18 protein-coding genes, 1 rRNA gene and 1 pseudogene are annotated in these 26,157 nt (G+C 37.8%); 6 read left to right on the forward strand and 14 right to left on the reverse strand.

Annotated features, from left to right (window positions below):
• Positions 1-65: 65 nt before the first annotated feature.
• The 10 genes and pseudogenes from tagF to M2R48_RS20880 form a co-directional block, all read right to left on the reverse strand.
• Positions 66-462 (reverse strand): annotated as a pseudogene (gene tagF / locus M2R48_RS21630) (type VI secretion system-associated protein TagF); the annotation flags it as partial.
• 34 nt (positions 463-496) lie between these two features.
• Entirely contained in the window at positions 497-4,399 is a 3,903-nt protein-coding gene (gene tssM, locus M2R48_RS20840; RefSeq protein ID WP_262087548.1) for a type VI secretion system membrane subunit TssM, read from the reverse strand.
• Between the two features lie 37 nt (positions 4,400-4,436).
• On the reverse strand, positions 4,437-5,828 hold the full coding sequence (locus M2R48_RS20845) for a hypothetical protein (RefSeq protein ID WP_262087390.1): 1,392 nt from the start codon (positions 5,826-5,828) through the stop codon (positions 4,437-4,439).
• On the reverse strand, positions 5,829-6,821 hold the full coding sequence (gene tssG, locus M2R48_RS20850) for a type VI secretion system baseplate subunit TssG (RefSeq protein WP_034617199.1): 993 nt from the start codon (positions 6,819-6,821) through the stop codon (positions 5,829-5,831).
• Complete coding sequence (gene tssF, locus M2R48_RS20855) at positions 6,785-8,593, reverse strand: type VI secretion system baseplate subunit TssF (protein WP_004823592.1); 1,809 nt, start codon at positions 8,591-8,593, stop codon at positions 6,785-6,787. Before tssF ends, tssG begins: the two co-directional genes overlap by 37 nt.
• 17 nt (positions 8,594-8,610) lie before the next feature.
• Positions 8,611-9,084: a type VI secretion system baseplate subunit TssE gene (gene tssE / locus M2R48_RS20860; RefSeq protein ID WP_004723556.1), complete on the reverse strand. Its 474-nt coding sequence runs from the start codon at positions 9,082-9,084 to the stop codon at positions 8,611-8,613.
• A gap of 63 nt (positions 9,085-9,147) precedes the next feature.
• Positions 9,148-9,651, reverse strand: a complete 504-nt coding sequence (locus tag M2R48_RS20865) for an Hcp family type VI secretion system effector (protein ID WP_004723558.1) — start codon at positions 9,649-9,651, stop codon at positions 9,148-9,150.
• 46 nt (positions 9,652-9,697) lie between these two features.
• Positions 9,698-11,179 (reverse strand): type VI secretion system contractile sheath large subunit, encoded by a 1,482-nt coding sequence (gene tssC / locus M2R48_RS20870; protein WP_004823591.1) that lies wholly within the window; start codon positions 11,177-11,179, stop codon positions 9,698-9,700.
• Complete coding sequence (gene tssB, locus M2R48_RS20875) at positions 11,172-11,681, reverse strand: type VI secretion system contractile sheath small subunit (protein ID WP_004723560.1); 510 nt, start codon at positions 11,679-11,681, stop codon at positions 11,172-11,174. The genes tssC and tssB overlap by 8 nt, the downstream gene beginning before the upstream one ends.
• Before the next feature lie 29 nt (positions 11,682-11,710).
• Entirely contained in the window at positions 11,711-12,355 is a 645-nt protein-coding gene (locus tag M2R48_RS20880) for a hypothetical protein (RefSeq protein ID WP_262087392.1), read from the reverse strand.
• Positions 12,356-12,720: 365 nt separating this feature from the next.
• Between M2R48_RS20880 and tssH the strand changes: the two genes are divergently transcribed.
• From tssH to M2R48_RS20910, 6 genes are read left to right on the forward strand one after another with little or no spacing between them, the layout of a single operon-like run.
• Positions 12,721-15,393, forward strand: coding sequence for a type VI secretion system ATPase TssH (gene tssH, locus M2R48_RS20885; RefSeq protein ID WP_262087394.1), 2,673 nt, complete (start codon positions 12,721-12,723; stop codon positions 15,391-15,393).
• A gap of 19 nt (positions 15,394-15,412) precedes the next feature.
• Complete coding sequence (tssA, locus tag M2R48_RS20890; RefSeq protein ID WP_004723563.1) at positions 15,413-16,516, forward strand: type VI secretion system protein TssA; 1,104 nt, start codon at positions 15,413-15,415, stop codon at positions 16,514-16,516.
• A gap of 6 nt (positions 16,517-16,522) precedes the next feature.
• On the forward strand, positions 16,523-17,887 hold the full coding sequence (tssK, locus tag M2R48_RS20895) for a type VI secretion system baseplate subunit TssK (protein WP_004823587.1): 1,365 nt from the start codon (positions 16,523-16,525) through the stop codon (positions 17,885-17,887).
• A gap of 14 nt (positions 17,888-17,901) precedes the next feature.
• A complete protein-coding gene (icmH, locus tag M2R48_RS20900; protein ID WP_004723567.1) occupies positions 17,902-18,702 on the forward strand; it encodes a type IVB secretion system protein IcmH/DotU in 801 nt (266 codons plus the stop codon).
• Positions 18,703-18,713: 11 nt separating this feature from the next.
• Entirely contained in the window at positions 18,714-19,310 is a 597-nt protein-coding gene (locus M2R48_RS20905; RefSeq protein ID WP_262087395.1) for a hypothetical protein, read from the forward strand.
• Positions 19,307-20,290 carry a M15 family metallopeptidase gene (locus M2R48_RS20910; RefSeq protein ID WP_004823585.1) on the forward strand — a complete coding sequence of 328 codons (984 nt, stop codon included), beginning with the start codon at positions 19,307-19,309 and terminating at the stop codon, positions 20,288-20,290. The genes M2R48_RS20905 and M2R48_RS20910 overlap by 4 nt, the downstream gene beginning before the upstream one ends.
• A 265-nt stretch (positions 20,291-20,555) precedes the next feature.
• On the opposite strand, the gene M2R48_RS20915 is transcribed toward M2R48_RS20910, so the two are convergent.
• The 4 genes from M2R48_RS20915 to M2R48_RS20930 form a co-directional block, all read right to left on the reverse strand.
• The gene (locus tag M2R48_RS20915) at positions 20,556-20,867 is read right to left on the reverse strand and encodes an ankyrin repeat domain-containing protein (protein ID WP_262087397.1); all 312 of its coding nucleotides are present in this window, start codon (positions 20,865-20,867) and stop codon (positions 20,556-20,558) included.
• Between the two features lie 185 nt (positions 20,868-21,052).
• Positions 21,053-21,168, reverse strand: a 5S ribosomal RNA gene (gene rrf / locus M2R48_RS20920).
• A 298-nt stretch (positions 21,169-21,466) separates the two neighbouring features.
• Positions 21,467-23,590 carry an AAA family ATPase gene (locus tag M2R48_RS20925; RefSeq protein ID WP_262087398.1) on the reverse strand — a complete coding sequence of 708 codons (2,124 nt, stop codon included), beginning with the start codon at positions 23,588-23,590 and terminating at the stop codon, positions 21,467-21,469.
• Positions 23,591-24,124: 534 nt separating this feature from the next.
• Positions 24,125-26,026, reverse strand: a complete 1,902-nt coding sequence (locus M2R48_RS20930) for a 5'-nucleotidase C-terminal domain-containing protein (protein WP_262087399.1) — start codon at positions 26,024-26,026, stop codon at positions 24,125-24,127.
• Positions 26,027-26,157: the final 131 nt, after the last annotated feature.

The raw sequence follows: 26,157 nt of genomic DNA on the forward strand, positions 1-26,157 counted from the left end.
CGTTTTTAATTCAGGCAAGACCTGTATTTCATGATCAATTTCACCCAGCTTATTGATCAATACTTCAGGATCACGAATGGTTCGGATGTTTCTATTTTTTTGAAATAAATCAATCAATACAGGTTTATATTTAAACGGCGCATAGAGTAAGTTTTGAAAAGGGTGGTCAACTTCTAATAACTGGCTTAAAACCATTGGAAATTGACGACCAGAACTGTCTTCACTGGTCACCATATTTGCCGCAAGAAACATTCTTTCCTTAGGGTTTGCGATAAAGAAGTCTAAAGGTGCTAATGATTCATAAGCTTGATTAAAATTTTCTTCTCGCATTGCAAGCTCTAAAGCTTCCGTAATCCATTGATCAATCACTTGAATCAATGAATATTGCCCTTTTGTTTTCAGAAAATCACCACGTGCGGGACATTTTCCATAATACAACGGTGTAGACTTTATCGTTTGCATACTTTAATCCCTCGCGTCAAATCGTTCCCTTGAATCATTGAGCCACTCCTTTTCCAGCAGCATTTGCCGCATTGCCAGCAGGTGCCGCTGTTGGGCTTACTGGTGCGGTTGTCTGAGGCTTAGGTGCAGCTGCTGTTGGTGCAGTCGTACCGCCAAATGGTGAAGCCGCTGGTGAGTTTGCACTTACGGTAACAGGTGCTGCCTGTGCTGCAACAACCAATGGTGCTTTAGGACTTGTAACTCGATCAACCAGTTTTAATCCAACATAGCCACGATTAGAACCAATTGGATTTGAAGCATTACCACTAATTAAACGGAATTGAAGTTTCACAAACAAATCACTGTTTTGTTTGCTTGCCCATGTCATTTCAAAGCTTCCATTTAATGACTTGCGTTGTGCACTATCAATTAATTTATTGATCCCATATTCACCCGGCTCATCAAATATAGTATGGGTTTGACCATCTAAATCGATTGCCGTAATGCGTGCTCCCGGTATTGCACCAGGATTTGGCCACATGAAGTTAACCCATTGTTGGATGCCATTTTCATAAACCAAACGCTGCCCATCAATATCAATGGTATAGGACAATAATTTATTGTTCGGGATTGGATAGAATTGGAAATTTGACTGATTGGCTGCAACTGGAGCACCACCTGTTGCTCCCGCAGAAGCACCATTAATTGGGGTAGTATACTGCTCAAAATTCATCACGAATTCAGGATTTAAACCTATACCCATGTTTTTCCATGTCTTCGATGACAACGTATAACCACGACGAATAACAAATGGATCAAGGGTTTCTTTTACAAATTTAGAAATGCTGCCGTTATCACCAAAAATTTGGCCAATTTCACTACTGGTCGCTTGAATCGTTCCAGAAGAGTTAAATGGAACTTTTTGCGAAAGTGTTTGGCTAAATGGTTGGAAAGCCTGCAAGGTCCAAAGTTTATTAATTTCGTCCTGTGCTGGGGTCAACAAACTGTCGAAAGATTGCGTTAATGGACTCACCAACAATTTTTGAACCATTTGCTGATCTAACTCACCCAAACCAACTGTCAATTTTTCATCGACGACTTTTTGAGTGGTGTTGAAAACTGAACTTTGATCATTAATGGTCAGTTTCGCTAAGGCCAAAGCACTTGGACCAAAGTCACCTGCACTGCGTAGATCATTCAGCTTACTTCTGACTTGCGCCATATTCTGTAAATAATCATCCAGCAGTGATTTGTCCTGTAAATCATCACGTTTACGGACCAATTGGTAGAATACTTGGAATTGTTGAGAAATCTGCCCTTGTGCTTGATTAGATGCACGTTGGATATCATCCGTTTTACCTTGACCTAAAACTTTACGCTTAAACCAAGCAATAAAGCCAGTTTGTGGTGCAGCAAGTTCAGCTTGAACGACTGGATTATCCCAACTGGTTTCTTTTGCAACACGGTCAATATAGGTACGGATTGGAGAGTTTTGTGGCTCACCCAACACATCCATGACCTTGGCTTGCTGAACAAAATCAGCGCCTTTTGCATAGTGGGTAGCATTAATAAACTTCTTCCATTCAGCAATATATTCTTGCTTATACAACTGGGTCAACTGTTTACGAATTTGGTCAGGACTACCACTAAAAGTTAAATCATCTGACTGGGTACTATTCAGCACCCAATCTTTGGTATCTGTTGGCTTATTCGCAGCTTCTTCAATCGCTTTATCGACATATTCATCCCATGCTTTTTGGGTAAATATACCAGGCAATGCATAACCACCGAGCATAACATTACGATTGGTTTCACCGACAATTTGCGCTACCGTCACCGCAGGGAATCGAACAGCCGCACGCATTTTAATTTCATTATAAACGCGATCTCGAGCAGGCATTCCACGTACAACAGAGAGCAACACTTGACGGGTTTGATCGACCAATTGCGCATCAGACTCTAACACTGGAAACTTTTTATCATTGGCTAAAGTCATTGAGTAGCTCAATATTTTTTCAGCTTTTTGAATCATTTCGCCACGTGGCATTTGTCCACGATTGGTGTCTAACCATGAACGCCAGAAACGAGTGACTTGGTCACTTAAATGACTCGCATCCATATATTGTGGATTGCTCATCATCAAATAGGCTTTTAACGCATTGTAGGCATCTTGTGGATTGGTATCAGAAGGTTCTGATGCAATCTGTGTCGAAGATGCTTGTTTAATTTCTACATTGACATGATTTTGTTTAAGCGTCTGCTCATTGCCTTTTACACGCTGTAAATATTGCGCAATGTTTTGCTGACTCGGCGCTAAAACAATTTGTTTCACACCTTTTAAATATTCAGCTTTTAATTTTTCTTTTAAGTCATTGCCTTGATATAGACCAAACGAAAACTTCAATGGGCGATGCTGATCAAAATCATCCAATTGCTCTAAACGTTGTTGCAAAATCAGTAAAGCATCGATTTGGGTAGAGAGCTCTTGACCCGAAGTTTGCTCCATTTGCACAACTTTATTTAAATCGGCCTGAACATCTGCAATCAATTGTTGGTTATTACGATAAGACCATACCCATAGACCTAAAATGATGGAAACACCCAATAATGATGCAATAAACGCCAAATAACGTTTACGCTTTGTGGTCGGGTTAATATGTTGTTTAACTAAGTTTTTATCTTTGAGAATGACTTCTGAGAATAGCCCTTTTAAGAAATAGCCATGATTCTGAGAAATTGAATTTTGTGGAATACCATGTTCGCTATTGGGGATTTTAGTCAGCTGAAAATCATCAACAATCTGTTCGGTCATCGGGCTTTCTATCACGCCCTCTTGTAAAGCGCTGGTAAAGTAAAAGCCACGGAAGACAGGTTTAAACTGATACGGATTTTCTTCAAATAAAGTACCAATAAACGTTTTTAATACAGGTTTTAAAGTCTTAAATTCAAGAGGGAAAGTCATCACACTTGGCGAAATATTTTGCGCATGACGACGACTTAAATGGGTAGTACTGACCCCTTTTAATCCATCATATAAAATATTGTAGTGCTTCTCGAAATGTTCTACAGCATTCTGTGATGATTCAGAGTCATACGGTAAGGTCGCGCCCCACACTTGATCAAACTCAGCAGATTCATAACATTCAAAAAATTCAGTGAATCCTGCAATCAAATCCATTTTAGAAAAGACCAAATAAACTGGTGCAAAAATTTCTAAACGTTCAGTTAAATCTTGAATACGTGCTCTTAAACTTTTCGCCAATTTGATTGATTTTTCAGGGCTTTGACTAACCAACTCAGCCACACTAACAATCACAATTAAGCCATTGATCGGTGCTTTAGAACGGTTCTTTTTCAGAATATTTAAAAAGCCTAACCATTCTGAATGGTCTTCAGAATATACAGAGTATCGACCAGCTGTATCCAGCAAGACCCCTTCTGTTGAGAAAAACCAATCGCAGTTTCGGGTACCACTAAGTCCTGAAGACACCACTTTTTGATGGGTCTCTTCAAAGGGAAATTTTAGTCCAGAATGGTAAATTGCCGAGCTTTTTCCCGCAGCAGGGTTACCAATCACCATATACCAAGGCAATTCATAGAGTGCTGCGTTACCACTTTTATCACCCAATTTAGACTTACGAATCAATTGGATCGAATCTTTCATCTGCTGATTGATCAGATTTAATTCTTCTTTATCTTTTTGTTTTCCATATTCAGCAGTGGTGTCTTGTTGAATCGCTTCAGCCAATGCTTCACCTTGTTCTGCATGTTTACGGCGCTGGATCAACCAGTAGATGCCGTAAATCACCAATCCAAGAATGTAAGCTGCAACCATCATAAAGAAGTACTGACGCGGCACTACACTATATGAAGAAACGAGCGCAACCAGAATCGAAAGCGCAATCACCAGTTTCGGATTTGTGATGTACTGCCATGCATAGCTTAAAATTGTTTGTATCATTTTCTCTATTTCTTTCTAAATTTATCTGTAAGTTCTATGCAAACTCAGTCCCAACAAGCACTTGGGTTTGCTGATGTTCAGCACTATAAACATAACCGTACAACTCATCTTTAAAGTGCAAACTCAACATAAAACCAAAAACTTTGGCTAAGGGTTGGGTATGGCCTAGGCTATTTTTACTGTAAAGATAATGATGCGCTTCAATCGCTGTTTCGGCAAAGTTTTGTTCAAGTTTCTTTAACAGCTTGATCTCTGCTGGGTCGTCTAAGACCAAGACAAAGGGCTGTTCTTGATCAAACTGTTCTGCTTGGTCTAAATTCAACTCTTTTAATGTTTTAGATGCCTGATCAGAATTTAAAGCAATTCGAATATACTTTATTGCTTGTAAATTTTGCAATTCGACCTGGGTATTTGTCATACAACAGGTACTGATATACTCAGATGGAATATATTTTTCAGTCATCCACGTCCGATCATCTATGGTTTCTTGATCAATTTCTGAATCTACTGCAATAAACAGTGATGCCTCAGAATCTAAGAGTTGGGTTCTTTTCAGCAACTTAATCCAATCTTTATATGCGGTTGTCTCACCCCAATAATGATATTCAGTGCCAAATTGCTGATCGAGAATGCCCAGCTCAGTAAGATAGTGGTGAACCAACTCTGAAGCTGAACTTTCATCCCAGCTATGGAATAAGTTTTCTGGCAAAATAATATGGATATTCAAACGATTAAGTCGCGGTACTGCTTCTGCGACCTGTTGTTCTATCGGCTCATCCTCATAGTCACGATGAGGGTCAATCCAAGCAGGATGCATACGATATTCATGTGCAAGTTTGGCATCATAAAAGAGTGCTGAGTTTTTTAGGTGCTCTGCAATTTGATATAACGTTTCAGTATTCTGTTCTAATTGCTGCTGAATTAATGCGCTTATACGTTTTTGACGAGTGGAAAGACTAGATGCCTCATCCTCTAACGGTTCTTCAATCTCTTGAACACGGAATGAAAGAATCGGTAAGCCATAACCATTGACCAATTGCGAATCAAGTTCAGGACTTGCCACATCTTGAAGCTGATCAAGCTGTGCTTCATTTTCGCCTAAGGCACTTAAACTTGTCGCTGAATAAACTTTCAAGTCTACCCATTCAATTTTTTCTTCAACTTTAGCTTCAGTGGTTTGTTGTTGTTCTGAACGTTGTTCTGCCTCAATTCTTTGTTGTTCTTTCTTCTCTTGGTGGCTTTGATAAATCTTTTTGATCAACATTGGGCTTAGGATTAACAAAGTAATCGCCGCTGGAATCACCCCAAAGAAAATCAGAAAATCTTGCCCATTTGGGTCATATTTAATATCACGCCAATAAAACACCACGATTACCGAAACCAGTAATATTGTGCTGACTAAAGTTCCTAAAATTATTTTGATCACTTATGACACTCCAATCAGTGCATAACAGGTTTCATCATTGTCACTTTGAGTTTTTGGCATCACAAAAGCACCTTGTGCCAAACCGATTTGTGTTGTTGAGCTCAGTTGTAAAGGCTGGACTTCCTCTTTTGCCAAGACTAAACGTAGATCGACAAGTAAGGTGGGACTACACCAACTTTGCAGAATTTTCTTTAACTTCTTACTCAATTTTTTCTTGGGTAAAAATTCTAAATACTGTGCATGGCTCAATGGTCCAATTTGAATCTCAATTTTCCCATCAATTTGTCGGATCGTTTCTCCACAAAAAGTATTTACACCTAACAAAAAAGGCTGCTTGCCTCCCAAAGTAGTTTTCTGATCATCGCCGAGTTTAAACTTTTCGGTAATATATTCTTTGACTTCAACGTGTTGATTGAACACACAGGTCAGCATTGTCTTGAGTGCATGGGCGGTATTGTTTTGCCCCTGCATCAGCCCAGAAAACTCAGCAAAATAATCGTCTAGATCACTCTGTTGATGCTGTGTCCGAATATAACCATTTAATGCATGCAGGATTTCTAAGTAATTATTTTCTTTTTCAACTTCATAACGTACAGGCAGGTTATAACTTAAACTTGCTTCAACAAATTGAGCTGTAAGCTTATGATTAAATAAGCCTAAAAACTTTTGAACTTCAACACGCTGTTTACGCGGTGCTTGTTTCACTTTATTGGTATAGGTATACGGCATTGCGCCTTGCATACCGGTTAAACCGACAATCAAATTGGTAAGATGAATTTTTTCATCTTGTTGTTCGAGTAATTCAATTTCATGTTTTGGGAAGTTCAAATTTAATGAACTTTCAAAAAGAAAATCGTCAGACCAATTTTTTAAAACAGCAGTATTGGGCGCATGTCTAAATAATCGTGTGGTTTGGATAAATTCAAAAGCTGTAGGGGTTTTAAAAAGCTCATCAATTACAGAAGCTTCTTGCCACCAACGTTCTGTACGCATTGGTATAACTCCTGTTTTGTATTTAAATCTCGAACAAAAACGTCAACAAAACTGTTCATCTGTACTTTTAAGTTAAAGATATGACTGATCAATTCGCTGAAAATATATAAGCTATGCCCTCTAAAGACTTGGACATCCACATCCATTAAAACCTTGACCCCACGGACAAACATTGGAAAGGGTTTGGCTTCAACCAGTTTATTGGTGATTTCAAACTCAATTTTTTTTATTGCATCAATAATTAAATGATTTTCTTTAGATTTTGGTAAGTTATAAAGCTCTAATAATTCTTTAATATGGCTGACAGCATCACCCTTCATTAACGCTAAAGTATTTAATGAAAGATGCGAAATAATACGCCATTGTTCATTCTTATTTTTTTCAAATTGGAACGGTGCAGTAGGTCTTTTTAACACCAATGCACGACGGGCAACGGTACTGTCATTCAAATTCAAGACATTGTTTGACTGACCCAAAGCTTCGTGCGGTAATTCACGATTGGAACATAACAATTTACAACTGACAAAATCAGACTTAATACTGTGTGGTTCTAATTGTTTAGAAATAATCGAATAGCCCGTTTCGACATATTGATTTTGTAAAACGGTTGGATTTAATGCATAAAAAAACTGAATATCGTCACCGTGATAATGACTCATGGCAAAGAAAGGTAAAATTGGATAGACCACTTGATCTTGGTTGCTTTTTTCACGGATCAAATTCATTTCAACGATTGAATACACTTGATAGAACTCAGGATGATGTGCATCCGTCATCAAAGGATATTCTAAGTTTTTATGATTGATTTTTTGTGGCTCAGCTTGTTTTTCAAACAAATTGACAACAGGACTGGTAAATAACTTAAAATTTGCCACATTCAATTCTGAATAATTGCGAATAATGGCTTGGTCATTTAAATTCAGTTTTAAATGGATCTGCACTTCAAAACTTAGATTTTCTTCTTTTAATAATTTTAAAAAATCTAAATTCAAATTTAAATAACTAAATTTTTCAGGAAAACAGAAATATTCGATTAATAATCGATAGGCATGATGGGTATGTTGATCAACTGGCAATAAACTTTCATTTTCATCAAAGCCCATCACTTCAAACGGATTTTTTATCGCCACAACTTTATGATTGATGCGCAGACTAAAACTGGTCTCTTTATGAAAAATATGATCCAAGACTTGCAAAGGAAAGTTTGAAATCGCATCCAAATAAATGGGCAGCTTTTCATTTTTCAACCAATTTTTAGCAGGGTTTAATAACTCAAATTTTAAATTTAATGTCGCATTTTGGTTTAAATGAATATGTGCACTAGGATTGGTTTGGAAACTCAGGCTTTCCAGTTGGATCGGCAGCAATTTAACTTCAGCACTGGTATTAAACTCACATTGGACACCTTTGAAACTTCTCGATTTTAAAGTGGTCCCTTTGGGAATAATGTGAACATCTGTCAACTGTTTTTGCTTGTTTAAATCTTCAAAACTCACAACTGAACACGCCGGAAAATGGCGTAAATATTGAGGAAACATTACCTCAAATAAAGAACGTGTAAAGATGTCGTAACTATCCGCTAACTTTTTATCAATACGTGCGGCAATTAAAGAAAATGCCTGTATCAGGCGTTCAATATGCGGATCATCAATTTGTTCTTGATTTAAAGATAATCGTTGTGCAATTTTTGGGTATTTATCTGCAAAGGCACGCGACTGCTGTCCAAATTCTTGTAATTGCTTTTCATAATACGGTAAAAGTTCTTCTATCACGACATACCTACTTTATTTTAAGATCTGGCAGAAATCACATATTGCTGTGTTGTTGGCTTAAGTAAGGCATCAAAAATTACAGGTTCATAAAGTGGGTGGATATTTAAATAAGCTTGAATGCTTAGGCATAACGAACCAACATTTTGGTCATCTAACTGCATTTCTACTTTAATTTGTTTTAAACGTGGTTCATGTGCAGCAATCGATTGTTCTATGGACTGGCAGATGGTATCTCGATCGGTTGGATTCGCTGTTGAAAGCCCAACAAAATCAATAATGCCAAATTGTACGATAGACTTTTTTACTAAAGGGAAATCATCGATTTCCAAATCTAGCTTGGCAATGCGTGTATTTAATAAGTCTTCTAAATCATGAGCAACAGACTCTCTTAACTCATGAATCGAAAGCCCTTTGATATAATCATCTTCAACAATTAAACGATCAAATAGTGTAGATCGAAATCCATATGGGTATAGTTGATCTAAATTCATAATGTATATTCTAATAATATGAAACAGATAGGGACCCGAGTCCCTATCTGTTCCAACAAACAATTAAGCAGCGTAAGATGCAGTATTGTTAGAAAGAGACCATTTCTTAGTAACGGCACCTTTAGCAGAACCGTTAATATCTTGTTGATTATAAGTCCACTCAACCGCAGCATATTTAAGACCAAATGCTTCAGTTGGAACACCTTCTTCATTTACTGTAGGCGTTACACTTGAAACAAGTACATGCTTAAGTTTGATTTGAAGGTACTTAATACGTTTGTCACCATTTGCACGGTAGAAGTCAATTTGAACTTCATCAAATGTATAACCCGCAGAACAAGCTTCCCAAAGTTTTGGACTAGTTGCATCCAAATCTTTAACAAAAAGCATATCTGAGTGTTCTACACGTTCAGCGGTATGACCACCAACGCTTGAAGAAGTCGCAGATTTCGGCTGACGAATATTATGAGACCAAGAATTAACTTCTAGCCAATTTTTGTGCTCAGAATCACGTGACTCGCCATCAACCTTGTACTTGCCTTGAAATTGAACGTATATATCTTTCATTGGATTACCCTTATTTTTTAAAGTTATTATTTAGCCACGCTCTATTTTAATTCGAGGACTGAGGTAACTCAGTGACAAGTCGCAAAGAAACCGACAACTCATCTAGCTGGAAATGCGGTCTTAAGAAGACCACAGACTTGTAGTGCCCTGGCTCTGCAGGATTCTCTACAACTTTTACAGAAGCTTCACGCAATGGATACTGCGCTTTTGCTTCTTGTGAAGCACCATCATCAAGCAATACATATTGTGATAGCCATTCATTTAAAAATGCTTCTACATTACCCGCTGAAGCAAAGCTTCCGACTTTATCTCGCATCATTGCTTTTAAATAATGTGCAATTCGAGAAACTGCCATGATGTATTGGATTTGGCTCGATAATGACGAGTTCGCATTTGCGGTATCACTGTCATACTTCTTCGGTTTTTGCGTAGACTGTGCACCAAAAAATGCTGCGTAATCTGTATTTTTACAATGAACAAGTGGAATAAAACCTAAGTCACTCAACTCTTTCTCACGACGGTCAGTGATCGCAATTTCAGTTGGGCACTTAAATACAACTTCACCATCATTGGTTTTGAAAGTATGTACTGGTAAGCCTTCGACCATACCACCACCTTCAACACCGCGAATCGCAGCACACCAACCATGGAGGTCAAATGCATTGGTCAAGCGAGTACCAAACGCATAAGCTGCATTCATCCACAAATATTCATCATGGTTTTGCCCTGAAACTTCTTCCACAAAGTTAAAGCCTTCAGTCGCCCAACCTTCTTTTGGATCATAAGGCAAACGGCCTAAAACGCGTGGCATTGTCAACGCAACATAACGAGCGTCATCGCTTTCACGGAAAGAACGCCACTGTACATATTCTGCTGTTTCAAATACTTTTGAAACGTCACGAGGACGATCAATATCTGTAAATGATTCAAGGCCTAACATATTACTGCTTGCTGCCGAAATAAACGGAGCATGTGCCGCTGCTGCAACATGTGAAATCTGTTCTAACAGATACATGTCTGAAGGAGTACGGTCAAACTCAAAGTCACCGATCAATGTTGCATAAGGTGCACCACCGAATGAACCGTATTCTTCTTCATAAACTTTTTTAAACAAAGTACTTTGATCGAAATCTGTCGCACCTTGGAAATCTTTGACCAATTCTTTTTTCGTTGTGTTTAACATACGAATTTTGATCAATGGATTTGAAGGTGACTCCTGACAGAAGTAATACAAACCACGCCAAGTCGATTCAATTTTCTGAAACTGCTCATTGTGCATGATTTTACTGAGCTGCTTTGAAATCAACGCATCTATTTCAGCAATACGCTTATCAATCGATAAAGACATATTTTCTGAAACAGTGATTGTTCCTGCCATCACTTCTTTGGCCAATTCACCAATCAAGCTTTTCGCACGGTCATGCTCTTCATCATTACGTGCAATTCGGCTACGCTCCACGATAGAATCAAGTAAACTTACTTCTTCTACGGCTGCATCTTGCACAGTATTGGTTTGTAAATTACTCATTTTCAGGACCCGCCTCAGCGCTTAATTTACGAATCTGATCAGTATTTTGTAAGACTTCATCAAGTAAATCTTCCAAACGCTCACTATTTGAAATCTTGTTTCTCAAATCCGTTAAGCGTTCACGAGCTTCAACTAATTTTCTCAATGGTTCTACTTGTTGTACCACTTGTTCTGGTCTGAAATCTTCCATCGATTTAAAGGTTAAGTCGACCGACATACGCCCACCCTCTTCAGTCAGCGTATTTTCAACTTGATATGCGGCACGAGGAGACAACGACTCCATCACTTCATCAATGTTTTCTAAGTCAACATTAATAAATTTTTTATCTTTTAATTTGGTTTTTTCTAACTCAGAAGCAGCAGAAAAGTCACCTAAAACACCTACAACAAAAGGTAACTCTTTAATTTCTTTACCATCACCGACTTCAACATCATAAGTCAGTTGAACACGTGGTGGTCGGATTCGCTGTAATTTCTTCTGTACACTTTCACGTTTTGACATTTTTGTTATCCATTAATTTGGGCAATAAATTATGTTGGGAAGTTCGGTCTTGGTGCTGATGACGTAGACTTCGGTTTCGCTGGCGTCGCAGTAGGCTTTGTAGCTGGTTTTGCAGCAGGCGTTGAGCGTGTTGGTGTAGCACGGTTCTTCTGAGGGCGACTTAGCTTCTGAGGACGAGCACGCTCTACAACTGGGGCACTTTCCTGATTTTTTTCAACCAAAACTGCTGCTGGCATTGCTTGTCTAACTGCGTCAGTAAAACTTTTCGCAACAGGATAGGTTTTATCCTCAGTCAAATATCTCATTTCACGTGTGCGCATTTTATTCAATGCGTCAGAAGCTAAGCCAATTCCTGCAAGGAATTTGACATCCGTTAATTCATTGCTTTGGATGTTTTGCGTTTCTAAATAATTGACAATTTGGATGGCTTTATCATTTTTTCCAATTTGCTGAAACTTCTCTGCCGCCGAGACCAACAGTTTGTTTTTATTGTCTTTATTTTTCTTATCACACAATTGTGAATAGACCGCCAACAACTCAGGATTGGTTTCTCCCTCGACCATTGGATAATCTTTTATACAGGATCTTTTTAGTTTGATTTCATCATCCGCGTAGACAAATGTAGTCGCCAATGATGCGCCAAGAACTAAAATATATGGAATAAAATTCTTCAAAATCCAACCTCAATATTTACTTGATTCAGTTATTCAATAGATTTACTTTTGATGTTTTATAAATATGTATAATTAAGCAATTTCGTTAAAGACTTAAAAATAAGACTAAAAAAACGCGCCCTCGTCAAGTTAAATTTCGTATCAATATTTTAACCGTTTGATAAAAATGACTTTTTTAATTGGTTGTATAATATACATAATATCCTGTCTTCACAAAAGTTTTTTTTTATGTAAAATATTTCCAGTGATTTTTAAAAAATTATTAAATATTTGATTTCAATATACTAATTTTAATGCCAAATTTATAGGCTAGAAAATTTAGAATTTAATTGCCTAGAAATAAAGTTTTTTGAGAGAGACAGAAAATGACAGATCTAAAAGTTTTGATTAAAAAGTTATCAGCATCTTCACGTACATCTTTAGAACAATCCGCCAACTTATGTGTAAACCATCAAAATTTTGAAATCGAAATCGAACATTTTTTTGTCAAATTATTAGAACAACAATCCAATGATCTTGAACTTCTACTTAATAAATACAAAATTTCAAAAGATGCACTTTTAACGGATTTATTAGAGTGTATTTCTCAACTTCCTAAAGGAAATACCCGTACACCTATTTTTTCCAAATCAATTGTTAGACTTCTTGAACAAGCCTGGTTACTTGCTTCGGCTGAACCAGACCCAGTGATCCGAAGCGGCCATTTATTGATTGCACTTTTAACAGCATCTGATCTTTACCAAATTGCTATTCGAGCATCGAGTTTATTTGATCTGTTTCCAATCGATACGATGAAGCATAAATTTTTGGAAATTTGTGTAAACAGCGCCGAAAATATTCCAACAAATTCTCAAGAACAAGAAGCTGAACTTAAGAATCAGCCAACAGACAATTCCGCTTCGAGCAAAAAGACACCTGCATTAGATCAGTTCACCATTAATTTGACTGAAAAAGCCCAAAAAGGTGGGATTGATCCAGTCATTGGTCGTGAATATGAAATCCGTTTAATGCTTGATATCTTAATGCGTCGTCGTCAAAACAACCCTATTTTAACGGGTGAGCCTGGTGTGGGTAAAACCGCAGTAGTGGAAGGCCTAGCATTAAAAATTTCACAGAACCAAGTGCCCGATGCGTTAAAAAATGTCCAATTACACTCTTTGGATATGGGCCTGTTACAAGCAGGTGCAAGTGTTAAAGGTGAGTTTGAAAACCGCTTAAAACAAGTGATTCAAGAAGTACAGCAATCTTCACATCCGATTATTCTGTTTATTGATGAAGCCCACACCATGATTGGTGCGGGCGGTCAAGCTGGGCAAAATGATGCCGCGAACTTATTAAAACCTGCACTTGCACGCGGTGAATTACGCACAATTGCAGCAACAACTTGGGCTGAATACAAACAATATTTTGAAAAAGATGCTGCTTTAAGTCGTCGTTTCCAAGTGGTCAAAGTAGAAGAACCGACTGAAGAAGTCGCGATCGATATGCTACGTGCCATGATTCCAGTGATGGCCAATCACTTTAATTTACGCATTGATGATGAAGCGATTATCACCGCTGTTCATTCTTCACATCGTTATATTAGTGGCCGCCAACTCCCAGATAAAGCCATTAGTGTGCTTGACACCGCTGCGGCTCGTGTTGCGCTAACCCAAAATGCTCAACCAGTCAAACTCGATCAACTTAAAGCACAACAACATAATTTAAATCTCGAATTCAATATTATTGAAAATGAACACCGCCACCAGCCAATTCATGAAGAACGTTTAGCTCAGTTAACATCATCATTGGAATTGCTTGATCAAGAAATTCAGCAAACAGAACAACAATGGCAAGCTGAATTGGCACTGATTCAAAAAATCCAAGCATTAGAAACTGCTGAACAGGCTGATTCAAACAAAGAGGAGATTCTCAGTACACGTACGCAGCTCTCTGAGCTACAAGGTCAGCAACCATTGGTCTTTGAACGTGTAAATGCCCAAATTATTAATGAAATTATTTCAGACTGGACGGGTATTCCTGTTGGTAAAATGGTCAATGATGAAATTAAGCAAATTCTCAGTCTGGAAGAAAAACTTGAAAAACGTGTGATGGGACAAGATTATGCCCTACATCAGTTGGTTCAAGGTATTAAAACATCAAAAGCACGTTTAGAAGACCCAAATAAACCACAGGGTGTTTTCATGCTTGTTGGTCCAAGTGGTGTAGGTAAAACAGAAACTGCCTTAGCACTTGCCAATGAACTTTATGGTGGCGAGTCACATTTAATCACCATCAATATGTCTGAATACCAAGAGGCGCATACGGTTTCTTCTCTTAAAGGCGCGCCTCCAGGATATGTCGGGTATGGTCAAGGCGGCGTTTTGACTGAAGCCGTTCGACGCAATCCGTATAGCGTTGTGTTATTAGACGAAATTGAAAAAGCACACAGCGATGTCCAAGAACTGTTCTATCAAGTTTTTGACAAAGGTACACTCGAAGATGGTGAAGGTCGTGTGATTGATTTTAAAAACACCACGATATTACTGACTTCAAATACGGGGTCAAATGCCATCATGCAGGCATGCCTAAATCAACCTGTCGAAGAATGGCCAAGTGCTGAAGAGCTGACTGAGCAACTCAAACCAAGCTTATACAAACAATTTAAACCGGCATTCTTAGGTCGTATGCGAATTGTCCCTTACTTCCCATTACATGATGATCTATTAGTCAGAATTATTGAGCATAAACTAGGAAAAATTACAGCACGGCTCGAAAAACAGTATGAAACCAAAGTGACATATAGCGATGATTTAATCGAATTAATTCTAAGTCGTTGTACTGAAGTTGATAGTGGCGCTCGTAATGTTGATAACATTTTAAATGCCTCAGTGTTACCTGCTTTGGCCACTGAAATATTGGTGGCTTTGGCTGAACAAAAAATACCAAAAGTCATTCATATTGATACGAAAGATGATGAAATCATTTACCTATTAGATCCACAAGCGAAGCCAGCAAAGAAAAAGTCGAGCAAAAAGTCAAAAGTTGTGGAAGCTTAAATATATACGAGTATAGAAAATGGATATAAATTTAGACGTCTTATTAGAGCCTATTTCTGATGCTCATCCGTGTGGAGAAGATTTATCTTTTTCCAATGAGTTTCACGAAATTAAAAAAGCACGTACCCATGATGATCCTTTATTAGACCAAGGTGATTGGATTTCTGAGCCAAAGCAAGCCGACTGGTCATTTGTTGCAGAAAAATCAATCCAATTACTCACGCAAAAAACCAAAGATATTCGTTTATTAACCTGGCTTACTGAAGCTTGGACAAACCTCTATGGCTTTGAAGGGCTAATCAAAGGACTGGAACTAAGTCACCGTGTTTTAGAACAGTTCTGGTTAAAGATTCATCCTGAAATTGAAGATGACGACTTAGATCAACGCCTAGGCTTACTACAAGGTTTTACCACCCAATTACCGAGCTTGGTAAAGAATGTTCCGCTTATCAACATTCAACCGTTTTATTCACTTGCCCAATACGAAAAATTCTTACATTTACAGAATAATCGTCGTAAGCAAGCTGAAGATTCTGACAGCGTAGAAGCGTCCTTAGAATTAGATCAATTCAATCAGGCGCTATTCAACACCTCACGGACTTTTCAATATCAAAATTATCAGCAATTTCAAGAAATTTTGCAGCATTGGAATATTATCAAACAAACATTAGATGCGCTGATGGAGCTGGAAGCACCGAGCTTTGCGAGTATCGATTCACAGTTTGAAAATATTCAAATGAATCTGAAAAAAATCTATAAAGCAGACTCATTTGGAAACAACACCAATACAGCTGCAGTTGAAGATACCCCAGCTCAAATGACAATGCCAGTAACAGAAACAACGCATTCAGCGCCAATTCCACAAGCGCAAACATTTCAACCGCAACCACAAAGCCATTTACAAAACCGTGAACAGGCAATGCGGGTTTTACAAGAGATTGCCGATTACTTTCAAACCAATGAGCCGCATAGTCCTGTGAGTTATATGCTGCAAAAAACAATTAAATGGAGCCAAATGCCTTTACATGAATGGTTAACTCAAGTCATTAAAAATGATAATCCCCTTGATTCTATTCAAGAATTATTGGGCGTAAACCAAAATAATGAATCTTCTGAATGGTAATCATCTATGTTTAAAGCAGAAAAAGTTCTTTGGGGTGAAGGTTTATTTTTAAGACCACAACACTTCCAATTACAAGATACGTATCAAGAACAACGACTTAACCACACCATTCGTTCAACGATTCCTTATCCTTATGGAATTAAAAATCTTCGATTTGACGAAACACAGCTGGGCACACATGTGCTTGCTTTAGAGCAAATTGATATGATTTGGCAGGATGGTGAAATTTACCAAGCGCCGGCCAAAGATCTGTTACCACAACCGATTTTATTGGATGAACTGAACTTGCGTGGGGAAATGCTAATTTACTTAGCATTGCCTATTTTACAGCCGAATAAGAAGAACATCTCTGATGAACAGGATAAACAACCTGCTCGCTACCATTCATATCTGAATGAAACTCACGATCTTTTTACAGACGCATCCCCTGCTGAAATTACATTTCTTCGACGCCGAACTGAATTTAAACTTTTTGATGTTCAAGCAGATCCAAATCAAGATTTAGATGGTTTTTTATATCTTGCTATCGGAAAAATTCGACGTCATAGTTCAGGGAATTTTGAGATTGATTCAAAATATATCCCACCAATTTTACATATTCAGTCAAATGAAACCTTATTGGCAAATTTGAAGCGAACGTTGAACGTTGTTCGTGCCAAAATTAAAATGATTCAAACCAATAACCGTGAAAATGAACAAAAGCTCATTGAGTTTAGATCGGGTGATATTGTTTCATTCTGGTTGGTCAATGCACTAAATACTGCTCATGCGACCTTGAATCATCTGTTACAAAATCCGCAGATTCACCCTGAAAAACTATTTTTTGAACTTCTGCGTTTAACGGGTTCATTGCTGACATTCTCGACCGCATATGAAGTTGAACATTTGCCACAATATCAACATCATAACTTACAAGATAGCTTTAGCCAGCTTGATAAAATTTTACGTGAATTGCTCGATACGATTATTTCAAGTCGTTATATCAGTATTGCGCTAAAAGAAATTCGCCCATCTTATTGGGTCGGAAGCTTAGAAACAGACAAAATCACTAAAGAATCAAGACTTTATATTGCTGTTTCAAGTAGCATGATGCAAACCCATGAACTGATTCAAATTGTCCCACTGCGTTTCAAAGTTGGGAATACTGTCGATGTTGAACAACGTGTTGTTGCGGCACTTCCTGCAATCCCAATTCATCATTTAGTCCAAATTCCAACTGCTATCCCGGTACGTTCTGGTGTGAATTATTTTGAAATTGAACCACATCATGAAATGTATCAACGTATGCTTGATTCTGAAACCATCTGTATTTATGTCCCTGCAGGTTTCCAAGATATCAGTATTGAATTAATTGCAGTGATGAATGGTTAAGCGAGGAGTATGTCATGAGCCAGAATAATATTGCCCCCTCACTGTTTGATGATGGACAAATTGGTGGAGGTTCTTTACCTCAACAATCCAAAATCACACAAGCAACCAATTTAGTCGACCTTCTACATGACGGATTTTATATTGTTTTCTTATTGAAGAATCAGTATGTTCCAGAAAATGCAAACGGCTTTAAAGACAAAATTTTAGACTTGTTGAATCGTTTTGAACACCAAGCAAAAAAACTGCAGTTTTCTCCTGAAGATATTCATGATGCAAAATATGCATATTGTGCCTTAATTGATGAAACCATTGTTACTCAACAAGATCCATCATTCTTTAACCTACAAAATCATTGGTTAATCAGTCCACTCCAATTAACTTTATTTGGTTCACAGCTTGCAGGTTATCGTTTCTTTGAGTTTCTCGAACTGATTCGTGCTCGTGGTAAAGAACGATTGGCTTCTCTCGAAGTTTTTCATTATTGCTTATTGCTTGGTTTCCAAGGTAAATATCGTATTGAATCAATTGAAAGTTTAAATCATCTTGTGGCACGAGTCGGTGATGAAATCGATTATTTAAAAGGCAAAAAGACGGCCTTTTCTCCTTTTGCGGCTTTACCAGATCAAATCAAAAATATTATTCATAAAGAATTACCCTTTGTTTGGATTTTAATTTTTCTGTTGTTATTTGCTGTACTGGCTTTCGCTGGTCTAAAATTCATGTTGAATAAGACGGAAAATGCTTCTATTGCGAAATTTAATAATGTGATTTCTGCACCTGCTGAACAAGCACATATCACTATTCAATTGCCTTGACAGGTTGAATTATGACACAAGAAAAACAAACATCTATTCGTATATTACAAAGTAAACCCGCTAAAAAAACATTGGGGAAATCATCTGTTTTTCTACTTGGTTTAATTGCTGGGATGGTTATCTCTGCTATTTTCTTTTTTGTTTTTATCAATATCAACCCAACAGAAAATAACAGTACCAATACGGATTCGGTTGCAACACAAGAACCTGAACTACGCGATGTGCATGCTGAAGAAACAGCAACCAATCATCACGATGAAAATGCTGGTGCATATAAGCAGCATATCAATGAAAAAGATTTCAATCAGATTTTTAAACATGAAAATAAGGTTGCTGCTCAGAAAAATCCAAATCCGAATGCCTCTCCGTTTGAACAAATGCTAAAACCAGAGGCGAAACCAGCAGTGTCACCGCCAGCTGCAACCAGACCACAAGCTGCAATAACCGCAAAACCAGTACCAAAAGCGAAAGTAGAAGCAAAAGCAGAAACTGCGGCTAAATCTACTGAAAAAGAAGCCGCACCTAAAAAAGAGGAAGCGCAAGAAGCTTCCCCTGAAGGTACAGTGAAAGTGACGATAGACCGTAAAGTCATAGAAAACAAACCATGATTTTGTTTGTTGTCATTTGTTTTATCTTTTTGGTGCTTGGTCTAACTTTTCTGATGTCCTATGAAATTAGACATAAAACTTTAGACTACCTTAAAGCACTTTTACCGCAAGGTAAGAGAAAGCTGGCTTCTGCAAAGCACTTTGCAGAACAAATGAACCAAGCAGCCTCAGCCAATCAAACCCAAACCCATTGGCATTTACAGCAATGGTGGATTTTGATTGCGGGTTTCTTTTTACTTTCCAGCATTCTTGTTTTTGCATTTACACGACCAATTGATCCGACAAAGGTTGAAGCAGAATATCTAAGAAAAACTGACCCTCAAATTTATGCACTATTAAATGGTGAGGTTTTAACTCCTCCTCCAGCAGTGGATGAAAGCTTAATTGATGCTGCGATTGTTCAAGCACAGATATTGGAAAGAGAAAATCCTGTTCCAAATCATCAATTTCCGAGTGTAAATCCATCAGCTATAGATAATGAAGGGATTGGAGATCAACGTAGCAGCTTCGATACAGCAATGGTTGACCGTAAATGGGACAAAATGCATCCAAGTTATAAGCAACGTTTACTCATGGTCTTTAAAATCATGAAAGAGCGCCATGGTTATGAAATGGTGCTTTTAGAAGGTTATCGTAGTCCAGAACGTCAAACTCGTTTATCTGGCAATACAGCCACGACTTTAGCCAAAGCCTATCAAAGTTATCATCAATTTGGTTTAGCAGCCGATGTTGCCTTTAAACGAGATGGTAAAGTTGTTATTTCTGAACGAGATCCTTGGGCATGGAAAGGTTATCAATTGTATGGGGTTGTTGCTGAATCTGTAGGTTTAACATGGGGTGGACGTTGGACACGCATTCACGACTATGGTCATACTGAGTTCCGTATGCCAGGACTGCGTAAAAACCGTGAATCTGCTGAACGCTTGATTGCTGAAGCACAAGGCAAAGGACTTATGGCAAATAATATTGATGTAAATTAATTGCCATGTTGTCTTTGTAAGAAAATGCTTACAGTAATCACAGCGATTGTCATCTATACGATCAAAGCCTAGTCTTATATTCTATAGTTATAGGGAACAGGAAGTTTCCCAGACATAAAACAACAATAAAGCGTCTGAGCATCAGGAACGTGAGATTCGACAGGAGTCAGATCTAACACACCAATACGAAGAAAACCCCATCAGGATGATGGGGTTTTCTTTTATATCTATAGGATATCTGATTCACATCACATTGTTTGAGAACCTATAAGCTATTTAAATACGTAATAATCAGTTGATTTTCAGCCATTTCTGCAAGCTCTAATGCGGTAAATTGGCTTTTATAGTCTTTGTTTGCACCTTTAGAAATCAATAATTTAACAATATCTAAATGATCATTCTCCGCCGCAGCTTGTAGCGCACTATAGCCCTCATCATCAGTTTGATTGACATCAACACCTTGTGATAATAGTTGTTCGACCTGTTCAAACTCTCCTAAAGATGCAGCATACACTAGTTCAGGAAGATGTAATTCTTCATCATTATTAGGAAGCGGTGAGAATGAGTTAAGTTTCATAAGAAATACCAATTTTTTGTTCAATTATTATTTAGCTAAAAATTTTAAAGGTCAACAGTTCATTATTCAATGAATTCAGTCATCAATTAGCTTACTATAACAAGATCTCTTTCATTCCGCTAATAAACACCGTGCATAAAAAAACACCCCGCTCTCGCTAGAGATCGGGGTGTTTTAGATTTAAAAGCTGGCGATGACTTACTCTCACATGGGTAACCCCACACTACCATCAGCGCTAAGAGGTTTCACTTCTGAGTTCGGGAAGGGATCAGGTCTCCAATCTCATCTTAAAATCTCAATTCGAAATCTTAACAACTTAATCAAGTGCCTGATTTATCAGAAGTTTTATTTAACATCACCGCCGATGGATGTGCATTCTACAGCATTCACTAACCAACACAACCCCTTTTTTTAAACTTTTTTATCGGATGTGCGTTTTTTCCTCAAAATCAGTGTTTTTTTATGCTTTTTATCTATTTTTTAAGCATTTTTCATTATTTTTTTCATATTAAAGTTATTTTTATGCTTTGTTTTCCACTCTCGAATCACAAAATCTAAGCATTATTCAACTGAATTAGGATTCAAAAAGAAAAACCGCATCAATTTGATGCGGTAAATCCTATACTTTGTGCACTTTTATATTTTGCAGTCATTTCATCTGTTAAATGCTGCAGAATAGAATCCACATTTTCAAAAGGATGAAAACAGGACTGTCGTACAATCACCGCAAAGTCTCCAGCACTTAAACGATCTAAAGATTGCAGTTTTACTTTTATATCAGCTTCATGAACATCAAGTTTGAGTTGTGTACAGACATTTTCCAGTAAAGCCAAACGCTGTGCATAATTTAGAAAATCAAAATGCATTTTAAAATCGAAACGGCGTAATGCAGCTTGATCAAGTTCATCAAAGCGATTGGTTGTCGCCACCACGATGCCATTAAAGCTTTCCAGTTGAACCAAAAACTCATTTACCTGCGAAACTTCCCAAGAGCGGGTTGCTTGGCGGCGATCTTGTAATAAACCATCTACTTCATCCAGCAATAAAATTGCCTGTAAGTCTTCGGCTTCATGAAACGCTTTAGCAAGGTTCTGTTCTGTTTCACCAACCCAAGCAGAAATTAAGTCTGAACCACGCTTAATCAGTAATGGTCGATTGATGGTTTCAGCTAACCATCGTGCAAATGCAGTTTTACCTGTTCCAGATGCTCCGTATAAACATAAACGGCCAAAACCATGTTGCTGGATACCTGATGCGATCTCCGCAAGATTCGCCTTACAGTTGATATAGTTCAGATCATAGAACTTGGGCAAAGCATTACTATCTTGCAATTTAATGCCTTGATGACCCTGTGCTTTTAAAGTATTGGACACCAATTTGGTCATGCTTTCCTGTACCACTAAATGCGCATTGTGCATTTGAGCCGCTTTGGCAACACGATAACTACGGCGTAAAATTGCTGGAGATAATTGCTCAACATTGGCCAAGGCTTCCTGATACAAAGGATTAAGTTCTTGACCACAATGTTGTTCGATAAAGCTTCTGCGTTGCTTTTTAGGTGGCACTTTAATTTCAAGCACCATATCAAAACGGCGTATAAACGCAGGATCGAGCTGATCAGAATTAGACACCCAAATCGTTGGTGTACGATTTTGCTCTAAAATACGATTGACCCAAGCCTTACGACTTTGCGCAGTGCTTTTCATCCCCACACCATTTTCGGTGTCATTAAACACATCCTCAACTTCATCAAACATCAATAAAGCAGATTGACTGTCGAAAATGCACTGCGCTGCACGATACGCACATAAACGCCCTGTGGCTGAAATTGCATCACCATCTTCATCTTCACAGGAGATTTCAAAAAGTTGCACCGCCATTTCATCTGCAAGGGTCTTACACAGTTGTGTCTTTCCTGTGCCTGAACTGCCATAAAGGAAGATATTTACCCCCTGTTGCTTACTCATTTTGACTTGCTTTAAGTAAGCTAGGAGTAAATTCAATTCAGTGTGTAAATGAGGATAATCCTGTAAGGTTAATTCAGCAGGCTGACTTTTATTAATGGTTCCAACAAACAGATCCATCACATCATTGGTTTTCACCAATAACTTATCGGCCAATTGGTTTGACACCAGATTCAATTTCCCACGTAAATAATTACGATAGTGTTGTTGAACACTGATTAAGCCACTGCGATGTAAACGCCCTTGTACAGACAAAGCCTGCCGAATTGCTTCATAAGGCAAATCTAAAACCACAGCCAAAGCACGTATGGTTTTAGACGCAGTCAATTCACCGATGGTATCCGCAATATCATCTAGAAGTTGTTCACTGTTTAACATCACGATAAAACCTAAAATCGTACTTTCAACAGCATTTAAATCCAGTAATTGCTGTATTAACTTTAGGTTATATTGCAACTCAGCATTGAACTGAAAATTATCTAATAAATTTTGCTGTTGGCTATTTTTATGCAAATGGTTGAGTTCCAGATAAGCAGCTTGCTCATCGAACTTATCTGCAAGTAATGCTTCAGAAAAACCTAACTTTTTTGCAATCCATTGATGACTAAAGCAATGATCAGAAATAAATTCTTTTGCACCACCTAACTCGACCAAAAATCGAAAAGCCCAAAGTTTTACAATCGGAGAAATTTCAGCAAAATCCGCTACGTCAACCTGATGCATATTTTGTGCAAAAGGTTGATTAATATATTCGTTCATATATTCACTTTTTTCTTTTCATGACTAAGGCTGAACTTTTTTCAATTTGCATTTTCTGCAAGCAAAGTCATCCCTCAGAACATGTATATTCTTTAAAATAAGGTTTATTTTCGTTTAATTTAAACGATTAAAAATGTATAGGGTCTATTTAAAGCCCAAAATGAGAAATACGTTAAACAACATGATTTTTCTCCCGAATATTGAATTTAACAGCTGATTCAAATCACATTTTAAGCACCCTGCTTAAAACGATGGGTTCAATCAAGATATTATGGTTATCCTGCAACCAGTCAGTGGTTGTAAACAATCTTGTCAAAAGGCAACGTTACAAGATCAAATTGAGGCAAATGAAAAGAAAATTGGGTTTGTCATTGTGATTATTTAAGCCATCGTGGCTAAATTTTGGCTCATTTTAAAGTTAAGCATAGATTTTTGCAATTATTTATTCATCACCAATATAGGATTTTGTCAGTTTTCATCAACGACCCAACGAAAAAATCCCGCCGAAGCGGGATTTTGATTGTCTGTTTCAGTTTATTTTGCTTTATCGATAAATAGCTGGGTACTGTATTCAGCCGTTGCTAATTTATTAATTTTCTTTTGACCTGTCTGACCAGCCAAACCTTGGGCATATTTGAGGAAAGCCTCAGCATAGTCTAAGCCAACATTCACACGGCGCTCACCAGTAATGGTTTTCAAGGTGGTGTAGTAGTCACCACCATTGGCAAGAAAATCAATCGTGATCGCTTTGTAAGTCTTATTGAGATCAAGATTTTCATATTGCCCAGATGCATTACGTACTTGTATTTGTTTAAGACGCTGGCCTTTGTCTTTGGTAAAGTCAACATTCCAACGCATACCACCGGTATATGGGTAACTACCCGTACTATTCTGGGTAATCACACCATCTATTGCATCCTCTAAGGTGGCTTTAACTTCAGCACCCGTCAGATCTAAACGCAACAATGTATTCTTGAACGGTAAGACATTATAAATTTTACCAACTGTCACATCCCCTAAAGCAACATCTTCACGGACACCACCACCATTTTGGAATGAGATATCAGCGCCAAAGAAGGTCTTTCCTTGTTGTAAAAACGCTTCAGCAATGATTTGTTGAATATCTCCACCATGTTGATCGACATGGGTATTCTTATTACAGATATCGCCAAGTGTTGAACGATTTATATCACGTTGTGTACCAGGGACTCGACGTGAACAGAGATTATCTGTGGCTTGACCTACGATTTCCTGAGCAAATTTTTTCTTTTGTTCCTGATACGGTTTTAAAACATCCAAGGTCTTTTGTAGTGGCGTTACAACAGTAAATGGAACTTGATCGGTTTTAAATTGCGTCAGTATTGCTTGTTTTTCAGTTTCGGTGACTGCTTTTGCGTCTTTGGCGGTACGGGTAAAGTTATTGCCAATAAGTACATGTGGTGTCCCACTACAGCTTTCGACATTCCCGTTTTTGTCAAACTTCACATTTAAATCACCCACGATATAACTGTACTGCCAAGCTTGTGCAACGCAGACCAATTGACCATCTTTGTTTCTCAGCTGTGTTGGATAAGCACCTTCTGGTGTCATGCCATATTTTTTAAGACTGTCAGGGCCCAATAATGTATGTGAATCACCCCCAATAATCACATCAACATCGGTAAGTGATTTTGCCAACTGTTGGTCTAAGTCATATCCCACATGGGTTTGAAGAATAATATTTTTAATGCCTTGCGCTTTATATTGATTTATTTCTTTTTGCGCTGTTTCAATTTCATCTGCAAACAATGTATCAGCATTCGGTTGCGAAGAGTTTTTGGTTTTCTTGGCAACCGTTAAACCAATGATTGCAAATTTCACCCCATCTTTTTCAAACACTTGTGACTTCAAAATGCGATTGGTTTTATACAACGGCGAAGATGCCCCAAAACTGACATTGGCCGTTAGAATTTGGGTTTTGTCTTTACAAGAACTTTGATCTAAGAAACCAATAAATTTCTTTAATCCATCATCTTTAGAATCAAACTCATGGTTACCCGGCGTAAATGTATCAAAACAAACGGTGTTCATTGCATCTGCGTCTGCTTTCCCATCCGTTAAGTTATAGTACAAATCGCCAGTGATCGCGTCACCTGCATGTATTTTTAAAGCATTTTTCTTTTCTACTGCAAGTTGGTTAATTAAGCTGGCAACACGTGCAAATCCACCGCTTGCAACACTAAACTCTTCATCCCCTGTCCCCACATTGCTTTTAAATTTAATGCTTTCTTCATCTAAATGTGAATGATGGTCATTAATATGCAAGATATTCAGTTCTAAAGCTTTTGCCTCAACTGGTTTTTCAGTATTTGAATGATCATTATCATCATTACAAGCAACCAACAGCGTAGACAGCACACTTAGCAAAATGATTTGCTTTTTATTATTAATCAACATGATATTTCCAACAAGCAATAAATATTTGTTGCCTAGTATGTTGATCATTTGTTTAATTTTGATGAATAATTAAACATTATTGCTCAGCAATAATGTTTCATCAGAGCTTGAATCTTCAAATTGTTTTGTGA

It is taken from the genome of Acinetobacter sp. I-MWF (genome assembly GCF_025433935.1).
Taxonomy (GTDB): Bacteria; Pseudomonadota; Gammaproteobacteria; order Pseudomonadales; family Moraxellaceae; genus Acinetobacter; species Acinetobacter guillouiae.

Bases quoted from the DNA above. Each gene is read 5' to 3' on its own strand.
- tssG (WP_034617199.1), bottom strand. From the start codon at position 6,821: ATGCGTACAGAACGTTGGTGGCAAGAAGCTTCTGTAATTGATGAGCTT.
- tssE (WP_004723556.1), bottom strand. From the start codon at position 9,084: ATGAATTTAGATCAACTATACCCATATGGATTTCGATCTACACTATTT.
- M2R48_RS20865 (WP_004723558.1), bottom strand. From the start codon at position 9,651: ATGAAAGATATATACGTTCAATTTCAAGGCAAGTACAAGGTTGATGGC.
- tssC (WP_004823591.1), bottom strand. From the start codon at position 11,179: ATGAGTAATTTACAAACCAATACTGTGCAAGATGCAGCCGTAGAAGAA.
- tssB (WP_004723560.1), bottom strand. From the start codon at position 11,681: ATGTCAAAACGTGAAAGTGTACAGAAGAAATTACAGCGAATCCGACCA.
- tssH (WP_262087394.1), top strand. From the start codon at position 12,721: ATGACAGATCTAAAAGTTTTGATTAAAAAGTTATCAGCATCTTCACGT.
- tssA (WP_004723563.1), top strand. From the start codon at position 15,413: ATGGATATAAATTTAGACGTCTTATTAGAGCCTATTTCTGATGCTCAT.
- tssK (WP_004823587.1), top strand. From the start codon at position 16,523: ATGTTTAAAGCAGAAAAAGTTCTTTGGGGTGAAGGTTTATTTTTAAGA.
- icmH (WP_004723567.1), top strand. From the start codon at position 17,902: ATGAGCCAGAATAATATTGCCCCCTCACTGTTTGATGATGGACAAATT.
- M2R48_RS20905 (WP_262087395.1), top strand. From the start codon at position 18,714: ATGACACAAGAAAAACAAACATCTATTCGTATATTACAAAGTAAACCC.
- M2R48_RS20910 (WP_004823585.1), top strand. From the start codon at position 19,307: ATGATTTTGTTTGTTGTCATTTGTTTTATCTTTTTGGTGCTTGGTCTA.
- M2R48_RS20915 (WP_262087397.1), bottom strand. From the start codon at position 20,867: ATGAAACTTAACTCATTCTCACCGCTTCCTAATAATGATGAAGAATTA.
- M2R48_RS20925 (WP_262087398.1), bottom strand. From the start codon at position 23,590: ATGAACGAATATATTAATCAACCTTTTGCACAAAATATGCATCAGGTT.
- M2R48_RS20930 (WP_262087399.1), bottom strand. From the start codon at position 26,026: ATGTTGATTAATAATAAAAAGCAAATCATTTTGCTAAGTGTGCTGTCT.